This window comes from Yersinia sp. LJYL362 (assembly GCF_048323875.1).
On record NZ_JBLWEX010000178.1, the window covers coordinates 1 to 13,718 of the forward strand.

A 13,718-nucleotide genomic window follows, 5' to 3' on the forward strand; every position below is an offset into this window, starting at 1 on the left:
ACATCAACCAACCCAACAGGTTCCCTTCCTGCTTCCATTGCCTGAATATTGGCAACCACCTGATCCATTGCTACCTCTGGCAAGGTAACCGCAGCAATATGTGGCGTAATGGTGACTCGGGGATGGCTCCAGAAAGGATGCATTGACGGCAGCGGTTCTTCAGCGAACACATCTAATGTCGCCGCCGCGACTTGCCCGGCATTCATTGCTGCCAGCAAATCCCGCTCCAATAAGTGCGCTCCCCGAGCAATATTGATGATATAGGCATTGGCATTCAGTTGTGAAAAGAGTGACTGATTAAGGATACCGGCCGTCTGTGGGGTATTGGGCAAGAGATTAATCAGCAATTGTGTCCCTTGAATGAAAGCGGGTAACTTTTCTTGTCCGGCATAACTGGTCACTCCATCAATTTGTTTTGGTGTGCGGCTCCAACACCGGACTGTAAAACCAAACTCGACCAGTTTGTGGGCGACACTTTTCCCTAATACGCCCGCGCCAAGAATGCCTATGGTGAATTTATCGTGTTGATGCGGTTCGAGGGGTTGCCACAACTTCTGTTGTTGTTGCAGTTGATACTCATCCATACGGCGGAAATAGCGTAATACGGTTGCCACGACATATTCCTGCATCTGCAATGACATACCGGTATCTTCCAGCCGCACCAATGGCACGCCCGCAGGTAACGTTCCGGGGTGACGCCGCTCTTGATCCAAAATAGCGTCCACCCCCGCCCCCAACGCAAACACCCCTTTTAGTTCAACACGACTGGCAAGCATCTCCTGTGGCGGCTGCCAAACCAGCGCATAATCTGCCGGTTGGGTGTCGCCATGCCGCCATTGCCTGATATTCGCGCCGGGTAAGCGCGACTGTAGCCCTGATAACCACTGTTTTGCCTCAAAGAATGGGTGATAAAAAATAATATTCATTATTTGCCAGCTCCTTGCGAAAGTACTGAATAGACTTCCGCGATTAACCCGCAGATGCAAGTGCTACTCGCAAGAAATGACGATGAAATCAGCAAACTGCTGTAACTTTAGCTAAACAGTAACAAAGCGCACATAAGAGGGTTGACGCTGGGCACACTTTTGCCTACATTACGCCGGTCGGGCCCATACAACATGGCTGATGGTACTAGCAGTAACACGGTGAGGTGTCTGAGTGGCTGAAGGAGCACGCCTGGAAAGTGTGTATACGCGTAAGCGTATCGAGGGTTCGAACCCCTCCCTCACCGCCATATTAACGTGAAAAGCCCATGATGCTCATGGGCTTTTTTCATTTCAGGCGGTCATCATGTGCTGCTTGAGTCTTTAGCGCCGAGCCAATTCCAACCTCATCACCGCCTCAAGTCCATATAAAAATAAAATGATAAGTCACCCTGCAATGACAAATAACGTTTGTCATAAATTGATTAGGTGGCCGTTGGTCATCACATGCTACAACGTGAAGAGTATTTCTATTCTGAAATATAAACCACAAGGGCATAACAATATGAAAATCTCATTTATTTCTTTATTATTCCTATTATATCTGCAAACTGCACTGGCCTCCCCCATAATAGTCGCTCATCGAGCAGGCACTGCCGACTTCCCTGAAAATACCCGACATGCCATCGGCAGATCGATATTAAATGAGGCCACTATCATTTGGGTGACTCTTCAACTCAGCAAAGATGGTATTCCCGTACTCTATCGTCCCATGGATTTAGCAGAGTTAACCGACGGCAGTGGCCCTGTTTCTGGGCATTCGCTGGAGGAGTTACAATTATTAGATGCCGCCTATCACTTTAAACAAGACGAACATTATATTTATCGTGGACGTGACATAAAAATCCCTTCATTGCATCAAATCCTTTTATCATATCCTCATGTGAGATTTATAATTGATATTAAATCCCCGGATGCAGACCCGAAAATAATGGCAAATGCGATAATAGAATTGAGCGAAAATATCCTGTCACCGGAACGACTCTTTTTCTATTCTACTGAACAAAAATATCTCGACGCGCTCCCAGATAATTTTAATAAATTCGAGTCACGCCATAAAACCCGCAAAATTCTGGCTAATGCTGTTATGGCTGATAAATGCATAATAGCTAAAAATAAGGGTGACTCATCCCTCAATAGCCAAAATAAACATTATGCCTTTGAATTAAGACGCGATGTAAAAGTTGTAGAGAAGTTTACCTTAGGTAAAGGCGTTACCCGCACCCAATTGGTGTGGAGCCCGTCGGCAATGGATTGTTTCAAAAGAAGCTTAGAAGCAAAAGTCTTACTGATTGGCATAAATTCAGCCGAGGATTATCAATTAGCTAAAGATCTTGGCGCAGATTACGTGATGGTTGATTCCCCACATCAGGCGAAAGAGTGGCGTTAATCCCATCTTATTTGTCTGTGATTCATCCTATCTGCATGCGGAATAACCAGATGACAAGTAACAAATAAATACTGCTTGACCATCTGCATGCCTGTCACTATAGTACCGCCCCGTTGCAGTGCGTAGCGCGGTGACGAAACGGTGAGGTGTCTGAGTGGCTGAAGGAGCACGCCTGGAAAGTGTGTATACGCGTAAGTGTATCGAGGGTTCGAACCCCTCTCTCACCGCCATATTCGAGCGAAAGGCTCTGACGAAAGTCAGGGCCTTTTTCTTAGGTACAAAACCGGAGTTATGGATTACAAAGGGCGTTTGCGTCTGTCTTTGGGCATACGATCTCCCAGCGGAGAAAATGGCATTAACCGGCTGTACACGACTTGATTCCGGCCCTGATTCTTCGCCTGATATAAGGCTTCGTCTGTCATTTTCAATGCTTTTAGCATCGACATCCCCGGTAAATAAAGAGATGCACCAATTGAAATTGTCACCTTCACTTTTCGGCCATCGGGCAATTCCACATCTAAACTCTCTACACGCTGACGAATTCGCTCTGCCACCACTTTAATAGCTTGCGGGTCATGGCTATGAGTAATAATAATAAATTCCTCACCACCATAGCGCCCCACAAAATCCTCATCTCTGATGGTGGACCTTAATAGTTTCCCCACCTCGGTTAATAGGATATCCCCGCCGTCATGACCGTAGGTGTCGTTAACCGATTTAAAATGATCGAGATCCAAAATAAGTAGACCACATGCCTGACGATTGTGATTAATGTTATTCAGGCGATAATCGACACTTGACCGGTTATTCAACTGGGTTAATTTGTCGATGTTTGCTCTATCTTTCATCGAAAAATACGCATAAATATGGCGCTCTTTAAAATTCAGAGCGTGATAACAAATAGCTAAACAAAGAGCAGAAATGAGTTGATATACCACAATCTGCGTCCAGAAGAGAGTATTAGGAACCAATAAAACAGCGGTAAGCATTCTATAGATGGCAATTAAGATAATAGTGGTATAAAAGATGCGACTACTCTTTTTTTCCCATACTTTAGAGAACAAAAGAGGAATAATCACTATTGTTATTAATATGTTGTCTAGTGTCATCCCGCCGGTAAAAGCAAAGTTTATCAACAATGCTGTCAAACCACTCAGCCAACCACCATAAAACATGACCAAAATAATCGGGATCAATTCAAAACTATAGAAGAACGAGCCAGAAATAATCCACTGATCTTGATTGAGGTAAAGAGAAACCAGCCCCGAGACCAGACCGAACAAAATACGTTTCCAGACCTCTCCGTTATAGGAAAAAGCGCTGTTTTTACTTAAAGCAAAATAACTGATAGAGAGTGTTGCATAGGTTACACACGCATCTCGGTATAGTGTTGACAAAGAATCTAATTCACTCATGGCGTAGCATCAGTCCTTTGGATTCTCAGTGTTGATTTTTGACCGCACACATGCAGCCGATGTTTTTCTAAAATTAAGTCACGTTCTAGTCCTAAATGATTCATCGGAACCTTAGATATTATGTAGAGATTAATAGTTTCTAACCTAAATCTTAGCTGCGAGATAGGCTTTATTCCTGAATAATTTCATTATGCCGTCTCCCCCTATCTTGGGGTAACAAGATATCTCCTAATCAGTTAAATCCCTTCAGACAAACTGCATTCTTCTATTGTTAAAGCTTTTTACACAGTTTCTAACACTTGATGCTCAAAGCATGCCCTACCCACGATAATAGGCAGTTTGAATTTAGCCTTACAGAAAATTATCTTGCTGGTCATGAATCCGTTCATTTAAACCACTTTATAAAACCGGCTGTTATCTCTATTTCTGCCAGAGATTGATATACATCTAGATCTCATGCTGCTAATTGGCGTATCGTGGTTATCTGCTACTCGAGACGGACCCTTATTGGCCCGCCATTTATTTTGTCTTTTCTTTATTTGGTTTGCACCTTAGATGAAAACGCACGGAATTAACGGCATTAGACCGTTCAGCGCGATAATTGACGCTTGCTGGCGAGAAACCTATACACTTCAAAGATTTATAAAAGATATAATTGCCGGTGTTACTGTCGGCATTATTGCTATTCCACTGGCTATGGCACTGGCAATAGCCAGTGGTGTTCCGCCGCAGTACGGCTTATATACCTCGGCAATTGCCGGGATTGTTATTGCGGTCAGCGGTGGTTCCCGTTACAGCGTATCGGGCCCTACCGCCGCCTTTGTCGTTATTCTTTACCCTGTATCACAACAATTTGGTTTAGCCGGTTTATTACTCGCAACATTGCTCTCTGGCGTGTTTTTACTGTGCATGGGGCTGGGTAGATTAGGCCGTTTAATTGAATATATCCCGCTGTCAGTTACTCTGGGTTTTACCTCTGGCATTGGTATCACCATCGCGACGATGCAAGTCAAAGACTTCTTCGGCCTGCGCCTGCCGGAGGTGCCGGAAACTTATGTCGGTAAGGTGGCGGCGCTGGCCCACGCGCTGCCAACCATCAACTTCAGTGATACGTTAATTGCGACTGTTACTCTGATGGTATTAATTCTCTGGCCACGGTTAAAATTAAAATTACCGGGTCACTTACCAGCGGTCGTCGCAGGTACCGCTGTTATGGCGGTTTTATCGTTATTTGACCTTCAAGTCGCCACTATCGGCTCACGATTTGGCTATTTATTGGCTGATGGCACTCAAGGCCAGGGTATCCCCCCTATTTTGCCGCAGTTTGTCTTACCCTGGCATCTGCCCGCCGTCAATGGGCAAGAATTCGTTTTGAATTGGGCAACACTTTCGGCGCTATTCCCGGCGGCTTTTTCGATGGCAATGCTTGGGGCAATTGAGTCGTTATTATGCGCGGTGGTTCTTGATGGCATGACTGGGCAAAAACATCACTCGAACAGTGAGTTAGTCGGTCAGGGTCTCGGTAATATGGTGGCACCGTTCTTTGGTGGCATCACCGCTACAGCCGCCATTGCGCGCTCGGCGGCTAACGTCCGAGCAGGCGCAACCTCGCCAGTATCGGCTATTATCCATGCCCTACTGGTGCTACTGGCTTTATTAGTTCTGGCTCCGATGCTGTCATATCTGCCGCTGGCCGCCATGGCTTCGTTGCTGCTCATCGTGGCCTGGAATATGAGTGAGGCGCATAAAGTGGTCGACTTACTGCGTCGAGGCCCGAAAGACGACATTATCGTCATGCTGTTGTGTATGAGTCTGACGGTATTATTCGACATGGTGATTGCTATCACAGTAGGTATTGTATTGGCCTCACTGCTGTTTATGCGCCGCATTGCCCGCATGACACGCCTGAGTGAGATTCCTGTCGAAATGAATGAACATCGGTTGGTGTTGCGCGTTAATGGCCCACTGTTCTTCGCCGCCGCAGAGAGGATATTTAATGAATTACTCAGTCGTAGCGAGAATTACGAAACCATCATTCTGCAATGGGATGCGGTGCCGGTTCTTGATGCTGGAGGGCTGAATGCGTTCCTGCGCTTCACTGAGGCCTTGGGCGAGCATCAGCAGCTCATTATCACGGATATTCCTTTCCAACCGCTAAAAACGCTGGCAAGAGCACGGGTGCAACCTATTGAGGGTAAGCTGAGCTTCTACGGCTCACTCCCTGAGGCTTTAGCGGCATTACCCGCGAAATAACCATTATCTATGACGATCAAAAAAGGCAGCATAAATAGCTGCCTCAGACTGCTGACAAAGTCAAATGAAGGGGAAACGTGCCGTTGGGGTCGTAACGGCGTAAGCCGTCGGAGCGCCCCTAGGTGCGGTCAACCCTTCACTCACTGAGCAACAAATAGCTTTGCCATTAACCTCAGGCAGCATAAGTAGCTGCCTTTTTGTCTATTCCCCGAGACAACGTCAAAGACGCAGGAGATTGGATTACTTGCTGGTATCCAGTTCCGGGAAGTTTTTCACCAAATCGTCAATCGCTTTCATCTGCACCAGGAACGGTTCCAACTTGTCTAATGGCAATGCTGATGGGCCGTCACATTTAGCACTGTTCGGCTCTGGGTGAGCTTCAATAAATAGCCCAGCCAAGCCAACAGCCATACCTGCACGGGCCAGTTCAGCCACTTGCGCACGGCGACCACCTGATGCAGAGCCAAACGGGTCGCGACATTGTAATGCATGAGTCACGTCGAAAATTACCGGATGACCGCCCGTTGCTTGTACCATCACATTGATACCCAACATATCAACAACCAGATTGTCATAACCGAAGTTACTACCACGATCGCAAAGAATAACCTGATCATTACCGGCTTCTTTGAATTTCTCAACGATATTGCCCATTTGGCCTGGGCTAACAAACTGCGGCTTCTTCACGTTGATAACCGCGCCAGTACTCGCCATGGCTTCAACTAAATCAGTTTGACGCGCCAGGAAGGCGGGCAATTGGATAACATCAACGACCTCGGCAACAGGCTGGCACTGGCTTATTTCGTGCACATCGGTGATCACTTTTACGCCAAATGTCTGTTTCAATTCCTGAAAAATTTTCATCCCTTCTTCCAGGCCTGGACCACGGTAAGAATGAATTGAAGAACGGTTGGCTTTGTCGAACGAGGCTTTAAAGACGTAAGGAATACCCAGTTTCTGGGTGACCGTCACATAATGCTCGCAGATGCGCATCGCCAGATCGCGAGATTCAAGCACGTTCATGCCACCAAAAAGCACGAAAGGCAGGTCGTTCGCTACGTCGATATCGCCAATGCTAACCACTTTCTGTTTCATACAAATACCTTTATAAAGGATAAATCGAAATTAATTACAGTGAGTTATTACTCAACAAGGTGATTACCATAAATATACCCAAAATAATTCGAGTTGCAGGAAGGCGGCCAACGCACATGCAGCTTGAAGTATGACGGGTATCAGTGCAACGTCACTCGTTGCTGCTCAATGGAGTGGATCTGCATTTTTATCATTTCAGCGATGGGGTCTTCCGGGCACTGTTCGACAAAATAGCTTAAATCAGAGATAGCAATATGGTTGCAATCCAGTTGGGCGTAAATCAGGCCACGGTCGCGGATTTCATAGGGGTCATCGGGGTCAAAAGCCAACACCGCTTCACTGGCACGTAAGGCCAGTTCCATCTGTTTCTCTTCCATTAATGCGGCTTTTAAAGTGTCGAGCATTTTGCGCACAATCAAGGTGTTTTCCGCTTCTTCCAAATCTTCATCTTCCAATTCAGCACTCAACCCCAGATTGCCCTTGATCCACACTTCCAGCATATGCTCGTTCAGTGTTTCACCGTTCAACGGGTTAATCAGCCACATTTCTTCATCTAGCCAATCCGCGCGAAGAATCAATTGGGTTGGGAAAATAACCGGCATCAATGGCAAGTCCAGTTGATGCGCGATATGCAAGAAAATCACCCCGAGTGATACCGGAGTCCCCTGCCGCTTATCCAGCACTTTATCCAACCAGATTGCATCTGACAGGCGGTACACACCACCTGCACCACCAAACTTCCACTTACGGTAAAACAGATCGATAAGCACTTCTAATTGCTGATCCTGATTGAGACCGTCGGGCATTGCAGCCCTGGCATCATCGACGAGCTGGTGCAGTTGATTGCGTACATCAGCCAGTGGAAAATTCTGTCGAATCTCCTGGGTAACCAGTAACACCCCATCACACAGGGACGCGTTGTTAAATTCGAAATCAGCAATGCTACTCATAGATATCCCATCAGCAGTGGTAACTTAGTTGTTGCCAGTTTTATAATTAAATACAGGCAACCCAATGCGAGTATAAAGGCAAGCCAGCGACGATTCTGGCTGCGAGTTCGCTTACCTAATGCAACATAGCCAAGCAGGATATAGATAATAACGCCAAACAACTTTTCAGTCAGCCAGGTTCCTTGCGGACTGAAAGGATAAAATCCAGTCATAAAAATCAATACAATGCCGCTGACAAACAGCAGCGTATCATTGATATGCGGCGTTATTTTTACCCAGCGTTTATCCATCATAGCTGAACCGCGACATTTCCAGAAGAAACGTAACACAAACAGCGTAATACTGATAACCACGGTGAGTAAATGCAAATATTTCATGGCGATGTAGTCAACCCACATGTCTCTCAGTCCTTAATTTATGCTGAACGGGAATTTTCTTGTCTAAGTGCCCATTGTCCCAAAGTCACGCGATCATTATTACCATAATCTTTATACGTCATTACAGCACTAAATCCGCTATTGTTAAGCAGTTTTTGTACTGCGCTGGCTTGCTGCCAACCGTGCTCTAACATCAACCATCCCCCCACCTCTAAATAAGCCGGTGACTGGCGAATAATTTCGGCCAAATCGGCCATGCCCTCAGCTGAAGCCACCAGCGCACTGTGTGGTTCATAGCGCACATCACCTTCATTTAGATGAGGGTCATTGGTATCAATATAGGGGGGGTTGCTCACAATCAGCGTAAATCGCCCATTGACCGAGTCAAACCAGCTACTTTGCAGGAAATCCACATTATTTATCGCGAGTTTCTTGGCATTATGACGGGCCAGAGCAACAGCATCAGCTTGAATATCAACCCCCATCACCGCGCAATCTGGGCGCTCGCTGGCTAATGCCAAAGCAATTGCACCAGTACCAGTGCCTAAATCCAGAATACGGCATGGAGTGGCAGGTAAATGCGCCAAAGCTTGCTCAACTAAGCATTCGGTGTCCGGGCGAGGAATTAATGTGGCGGAGGAAACACTCAACGGCAGCGACCAAAACTCGCGTTCCCCCACCAGATAGGCAATCGGCTCACCTTGTTCACGCCGCGCGGCCAATGGCTCTAACGCCGCCAATTGCTCGGCGGTCAGTTGGGTTTCACCAAAGGCCAACAAATAGGTGCGCGCCCGCCCTGTTACAAAGCTCAGTATAATTTCGGCATCGCGCTTTGGGCTGTCACTTTGGTTAAAACGGGCTACCGCTTGCGACAGCCACTGCTGATAATCCATTAATCTTGCTCAGACAACGCAGAGAGTTGATCCGCTTGATATTCCTGCACAATCGGCTGGATAAGCATATCCAGTTTCCCTTCCATCACCTCATCCAGACGGTAAAGTGTCAGGTTGATACGATGGTCTGTCACGCGCCCTTGCGGGAAGTTATAGGTACGATTGCGGTCAGAACGGTCGCCAGAGCCTAATAAGTTACGGCGCTCAGAGGCCTCGGCCAGTTGCCGTTTTTGCATCTCTGCGGCACGAATACGGGCGCCCAACACTGACATCGCCTTGGCTTTGTTCTTATGTTGCGAGCGCTCATCCTGACATTCCACCACAATTCCGGTGGGAATATGGGTAATACGAATGGCTGAATCCGTGGTGTTAACGTGCTGACCACCGGCACCTGAAGAGCGGAAGGTATCGATGCGCAAGTCACCCGCATTGATTTCCGGCATTTCAGCTTCGGGAATAGCCGGCATCACCGCCACAGTGCAAGCCGAGGTATGGATTCGCCCTTGCGATTCGGTTTCTGGTACGCGCTGAACACGGTGGCCGCCCGATTCAAATTTTAACTGGCCAAAGACGCCATCACCGGAGACCTTGGCAATCACTTCTTTATAACCGCCATGTTCACCTTCACTGGCGCTCATGATTTCCACTTTCCAGCGGCGGGCTTCAGCATAGCGGCTATACATGCGGAACATGTCACCGGCAAAAATAGCCGCTTCGTCACCCCCGGTTCCGGCGCGGATTTCCAGGAAGCAATCACGCTCATCATCAGGGTCTTTGGGTAGCAACAGAACTTGCAGTTGTTGTTCCAGTTCTTCACTGCGCGCTTTCGCTTCTTTCAGTTCGTCCTGCGCCATTTCACGCATTTCGGGATCGTCGAGCATCATTTCTGCTGCTTCGATGTCATCTTGTACACTGCGCCATTCTTTGAAACAGCGAGTGACATCCGTCAATTGCGCATATTCACGTGATAACGCGCGGAAACGGTCTTGGTCGGCAATAACATTGGCATCGCCAAGGTGCGCTAACACTTCTTCGTGGCGCTCTTGTAACGCTTCCAATTTGGCAACAATAGAAGACTTCATCCGTGGTTTTAAACCCTGTAATTAGAGGAAACTAATGCTGATCCAGCCCAAGGCTGTCGCGTAATAATTGCAACCGCTCCATATCGCCATCACTGGCGGCTTGCTGGAGGGATTTGGTGGGAGCATGAATCAGGCGATTGGTTAGCTTGTGAGCCAGTTCATTTACCACCTGTTCAATATTGGCTCCCTGTTCAATGGCGGCTAACGCTTTTGCCGTCATTTCACTGCGCACCTGTTCAGCCTGAGAGCGATAATCACGAATGGTTTCAACCGCCCCCTGAGCGCGTAGCCAGGTCATAAAATTCATGCTTTCTTGCTGCACTATCGACTCGGCCTGAACGGCAGCCGCTTGGCGTTGCGCCATATTGTGCTGAATAATCGCCTGTAAATCATCAACACTATATAAATAGGCATTCGACAGTTTACCGACTTCCGGCTCAATATCACGCGGCACCGCGATATCGACAAACAGCATAGGCTGATTGCGACGGCTTTTCAGCGCACGTTCCACCATCCCTTTACCAATAATGGGCAGCGGACTGGCGGTCGAACTGATAATAATATCGGCATCGGCCAGGCGGGCATCAATCTCTGGCAACGTAATCACCTCTGCCCCCACTTCGGTTGCCAGCGCTTGGGCGCGTTCGCGGGTACGGTTCGCAATAATCATATGCTTGACTTGATGTTCGCGCAGATGACGAGCCACTAGCTCAATGGTTTCCCCTGCGCCAACCAACAATACATTCAGTTCTGACAGTGACTCAAAGATTTGCCGTGCCAAGGTACAGGCAGCAAACGCCACCGAAACAGCGTTGGCGCCAATTTCAGTTTCTGTACGAACCCGTTTGGCGACCGAAAATGTTTTTTGGAATAACCGCTCCAACTCACCAGAGAGCGATTGCTCGCGCTGCGACTCAGCAAAGGCTTTTTTCACCTGCCCCAGAATTTGTGGCTCGCCCAGCACTAAGGAGTCCAGCCCACTGGCCACGCGCATCAAATGGCTCACTGCGTCATTGCCATGGTGCCAATAGAGGCTCTTTTTCACTTCATCCGGGCTGAGTTTATGGTAGTTACACAGCCAGGCAATCAGTTGTTCGTGCAGATTTTCTTGCTGTTCTACGCTGAGGTATAACTCAGTTCGGTTACACGTAGACAACACGACACCGCCCTGCACCAACGGCTGTTGGAGCAAGCTAGCAAGTGCCTGATCGATCGATTCAGGTGAAAATGTCACCCGTTCACGTAACGATACAGGAGCGGTTTTGTGGTTAATGCCTAATGCAAGCAGAGTCATGAGAACGGCTTCGAGTAATACTGATGTTAGTATGGATTCTCGTCTGAACCGCATTCTACTTGATGCGCGGGATCAATAAAAGTCACAGTGCATCATCCTAAGTATTATCCCAAATTATGCTCAATAATTGATTATATGATGTACAACATAGAACAAGATATTGACGCTCAGCCCTCAGGTCGTTAGCGTGAGCGACAATGATGCCCATTATTCAAACACATCAACTAAATTTGCTTTATCATAATATTGCTTTATAAAACGTGCGCCAGTGAAAAACCCTGCGACCGATAGGATTTATACCCATATGCCTCAGCGCAAAATCAGTTTTTATCGCCTACTTCCGTTAGCTACTTTGCTCTTAGCTGCCTGTAGTACTACGCCACCTTCCGGCCCAGCGACCAGCCCCACCTCGCCACAATGGCGTCAGCATGAGCAGCAATTACAGCAATTGAGCCAATTTCAAACCCGCGGTGCTTTTGCTTATATCTCAGAAAAGCAAAAAGTGTATGCGCGTTTCTTCTGGCAACAAACTGCCCCCGAACGCTATCGCCTGTTGCTCACCAATCCGTTGGGTAGCACCGAGTTAGAATTGGTCGTCCAACCTGGTGTAACCCAATTAACTGACAATCAAGGCAAACGCTATGTCAGTAATGATCCGCAAGAAATGATTCAAAAATTAACCGGGATGTCGATTCCACTGGAAAGTTTACGCCAATGGATTCTGGGCTTGCCAGGTGATACCACTGACTTTACTCTCGACGACAAATACCGCTTGAAACAGCTGACTTACCAACAAGATGGCGTAACGTGGGTGGTGGATTATCAAGAATACAATACTCAGGTCACACCGGCTTTGCCTAGCCGCATGGAGCTCAGTCAGGGTGGTCAGCGTATCAAGCTGAAGATGGATAACTGGACGGTCAAATAGTATGGCAAATACCCATCAATACGTCTGGCCGTCACCCGCTAAATTAAATTTGTTTCTTTATATCACCGGGCAACGCGCTGATGGCTATCACCTATTACAGACTCTGTTCCAGTTTCTCGATTATGGCGACGAACTGACGATTGTACCCCGTGATGACAGGCAGATTCGGCTATTAACCCCCATTACCGGGGTGGAAAACGAACAAAATCTGATCATCCGCGCGGCGCGGTTGCTGCAACAGCACTTGCAACAACAACACCCCAGCTCAGCCAAAGTACCTCGTGGGGCAGATATCAGCATCGATAAACGCTTGCCAATGGGGGGCGGATTGGGGGGCGGTTCGTCCAATGCAGCGACGGTGTTAGTGGCACTCAATACCCTGTGGCAGTGTGGTCTGTCTGATGAAGAATTAGCCACTCTGGGCCTCACATTGGGGGCTGATGTGCCCGTCTTTATTCGCGGTCATGCGGCCTTTGCCGAAGGAATTGGTGAAAAGTTGTCCTTCGCCGAGCCTGTAGAGAAGTGGTATTTGGTGGTTCACCCCGGTGTAAGCATCCCAACACCCATTATTTTTTCTGATCCTGAATTAAAAAGAAATACGCCAGTTCGCCCACTGGCGGCGCTTTTAAGCACTCCGTACGCAAATGATTGCGAACCAATCGCAAGAAAACGTTTTCGCGAGGTTGAACAGGCTCTTTCATGGCTGTTAGAATATGCTCCGTCACGCCTTACCGGAACCGGAGCTTGTGTCTTTGCCGAATTTGACACGGAGTCATCGGCCCGGCAGGTGTTAAGTATTGCCCCGGAGTGGTTGCACGGTTTTGTCGCCCGTGGAGTGAACGTTTCGCCATTGCATTGCGTACGCTCTGGGAAAATTGAAAGCGGTGAGCACAGATAACAATGCACGACAAAGGTCTAGATCATGGCACCGCTGACCTGAGTTTGTGAAAATACCTGTCTCATTTGATTGAAAGCCGGTTCATAATACTGTTTTGGCTTTAAATACCCGTATGTATATTGCAATCAGTATGAATAGTCGCCCGTGATTACTGATCTGA

Annotated in this window: 12 protein-coding genes and 2 tRNA genes; 6 read left to right on the plus strand and 8 right to left on the minus strand. The window is 47.7% G+C overall.

Annotation, left to right across the window (positions count from 1 at the left end; genetic code table 11):
* Window positions 1–926 (minus strand): glyoxylate/hydroxypyruvate reductase GhrA (gene ghrA / locus ACNSO8_RS08650; protein ID WP_418394391.1); only part of this gene is annotated, 926 nt, incomplete at its 3' end.
* A gap of 218 nt (window positions 927–1,144) precedes the next feature.
* Here ghrA and ACNSO8_RS08655 point away from each other — a divergent pair.
* From ACNSO8_RS08655 to ACNSO8_RS08665, 3 genes are all read left to right on the plus strand, one after another.
* A tRNA-Ser gene (locus tag ACNSO8_RS08655) sits at window positions 1,145–1,234 on the plus strand.
* 254 nt (window positions 1,235–1,488) lie between these two features.
* A complete protein-coding gene (locus ACNSO8_RS08660; RefSeq protein WP_418394392.1) occupies window positions 1,489–2,373 on the plus strand; it encodes a glycerophosphodiester phosphodiesterase family protein in 885 nt (294 codons plus the stop codon).
* Between the two features lie 140 nt (window positions 2,374–2,513).
* Window positions 2,514–2,603, plus strand: a tRNA-Ser gene (locus tag ACNSO8_RS08665).
* A 66-nt stretch (window positions 2,604–2,669) separates the two neighbouring features.
* On the opposite strand, the gene ACNSO8_RS08670 is transcribed toward ACNSO8_RS08665, so the two are convergent.
* On the minus strand, window positions 2,670–3,788 hold the full coding sequence (locus tag ACNSO8_RS08670; RefSeq protein ID WP_418394393.1) for a GGDEF domain-containing protein: 1,119 nt from the start codon (window positions 3,786–3,788) through the stop codon (window positions 2,670–2,672).
* A 555-nt stretch (window positions 3,789–4,343) separates the two neighbouring features.
* On the opposite strand from ACNSO8_RS08670, the gene dauA reads away from it, so the two are divergent.
* Complete coding sequence (dauA, locus tag ACNSO8_RS08675; RefSeq protein WP_418394394.1) at window positions 4,344–6,041, plus strand: C4-dicarboxylic acid transporter DauA; 1,698 nt, start codon at window positions 4,344–4,346, stop codon at window positions 6,039–6,041.
* 240 nt (window positions 6,042–6,281) lie between these two features.
* Here dauA and kdsA read toward each other — a convergent pair whose 3' ends face one another.
* The 6 genes from kdsA to hemA all read right to left on the minus strand — a co-directional run bounded on the left by kdsA (window position 6,282) and on the right by hemA (window position 11,732).
* On the minus strand, window positions 6,282–7,136 hold the full coding sequence (kdsA, locus tag ACNSO8_RS08680) for a 3-deoxy-8-phosphooctulonate synthase (protein ID WP_418394395.1): 855 nt from the start codon (window positions 7,134–7,136) through the stop codon (window positions 6,282–6,284).
* A 140-nt stretch (window positions 7,137–7,276) separates the two neighbouring features.
* Window positions 7,277–8,086 carry an invasion regulator SirB1 gene (gene sirB1, locus ACNSO8_RS08685; protein WP_418394396.1) on the minus strand — a complete coding sequence of 270 codons (810 nt, stop codon included), beginning with the start codon at window positions 8,084–8,086 and terminating at the stop codon, window positions 7,277–7,279.
* A complete protein-coding gene (locus tag ACNSO8_RS08690) occupies window positions 8,083–8,484 on the minus strand; it encodes a SirB2 family protein (RefSeq protein ID WP_019079653.1) in 402 nt (133 codons plus the stop codon). The genes sirB1 and ACNSO8_RS08690 overlap by 4 nt, the downstream gene beginning before the upstream one ends.
* Before the next feature lie 17 nt (window positions 8,485–8,501).
* Entirely contained in the window at window positions 8,502–9,356 is an 855-nt protein-coding gene (gene prmC / locus ACNSO8_RS08695; protein WP_418394397.1) for a peptide chain release factor N(5)-glutamine methyltransferase, read from the minus strand.
* The gene (gene prfA / locus ACNSO8_RS08700) at window positions 9,356–10,438 is read right to left on the minus strand and encodes a peptide chain release factor 1 (protein WP_418394398.1); all 1,083 of its coding nucleotides are present in this window, start codon (window positions 10,436–10,438) and stop codon (window positions 9,356–9,358) included. Before prfA ends, prmC begins: the two co-directional genes overlap by 1 nt.
* Before the next feature lie 31 nt (window positions 10,439–10,469).
* A complete protein-coding gene (hemA, locus tag ACNSO8_RS08705; RefSeq protein WP_418394399.1) occupies window positions 10,470–11,732 on the minus strand; it encodes a glutamyl-tRNA reductase in 1,263 nt (420 codons plus the stop codon).
* Window positions 11,733–12,036: 304 nt separating this feature from the next.
* Between hemA and lolB the strand changes: the two genes are divergently transcribed.
* Both lolB and ispE read left to right on the plus strand, forming a co-directional pair.
* Window positions 12,037–12,660 (plus strand): lipoprotein insertase outer membrane protein LolB, encoded by a 624-nt coding sequence (gene lolB / locus ACNSO8_RS08710; protein WP_418394400.1) that lies wholly within the window; start codon window positions 12,037–12,039, stop codon window positions 12,658–12,660.
* 1 nt (window position 12,661) lies between these two features.
* Entirely contained in the window at window positions 12,662–13,558 is an 897-nt protein-coding gene (ispE, locus tag ACNSO8_RS08715; RefSeq protein WP_418394401.1) for a 4-(cytidine 5'-diphospho)-2-C-methyl-D-erythritol kinase, read from the plus strand.
* The last annotated feature ends 160 nt before the right edge of the window (window positions 13,559–13,718 follow it).

Excerpts from the sequence above, each read along its gene's own strand:
- ACNSO8_RS08690 (WP_019079653.1), bottom strand. The coding sequence starts at position 8,484 with ATGTGGGTTGACTACATCGCCATGAAATATTTGCATTTACTCACCGTG.
- hemA (WP_418394399.1), bottom strand. The coding sequence starts at position 11,732 with ATGACTCTGCTTGCATTAGGCATTAACCACAAAACCGCTCCTGTATCG.
- kdsA (WP_418394395.1), bottom strand. The coding sequence starts at position 7,136 with ATGAAACAGAAAGTGGTTAGCATTGGCGATATCGACGTAGCGAACGAC.
- ACNSO8_RS08660 (WP_418394392.1), top strand. The coding sequence starts at position 1,489 with ATGAAAATCTCATTTATTTCTTTATTATTCCTATTATATCTGCAAACT.
- ACNSO8_RS08670 (WP_418394393.1), bottom strand. The coding sequence starts at position 3,788 with ATGAGTGAATTAGATTCTTTGTCAACACTATACCGAGATGCGTGTGTA.
- prmC (WP_418394397.1), bottom strand. The coding sequence starts at position 9,356 with ATGGATTATCAGCAGTGGCTGTCGCAAGCGGTAGCCCGTTTTAACCAA.
- dauA (WP_418394394.1), top strand. The coding sequence starts at position 4,344 with ATGAAAACGCACGGAATTAACGGCATTAGACCGTTCAGCGCGATAATT.
- prfA (WP_418394398.1), bottom strand. The coding sequence starts at position 10,438 with ATGAAGTCTTCTATTGTTGCCAAATTGGAAGCGTTACAAGAGCGCCAC.
- ispE (WP_418394401.1), top strand. The coding sequence starts at position 12,662 with ATGGCAAATACCCATCAATACGTCTGGCCGTCACCCGCTAAATTAAAT.
- lolB (WP_418394400.1), top strand. The coding sequence starts at position 12,037 with ATGCCTCAGCGCAAAATCAGTTTTTATCGCCTACTTCCGTTAGCTACT.
- sirB1 (WP_418394396.1), bottom strand. The coding sequence starts at position 8,086 with ATGAGTAGCATTGCTGATTTCGAATTTAACAACGCGTCCCTGTGTGAT.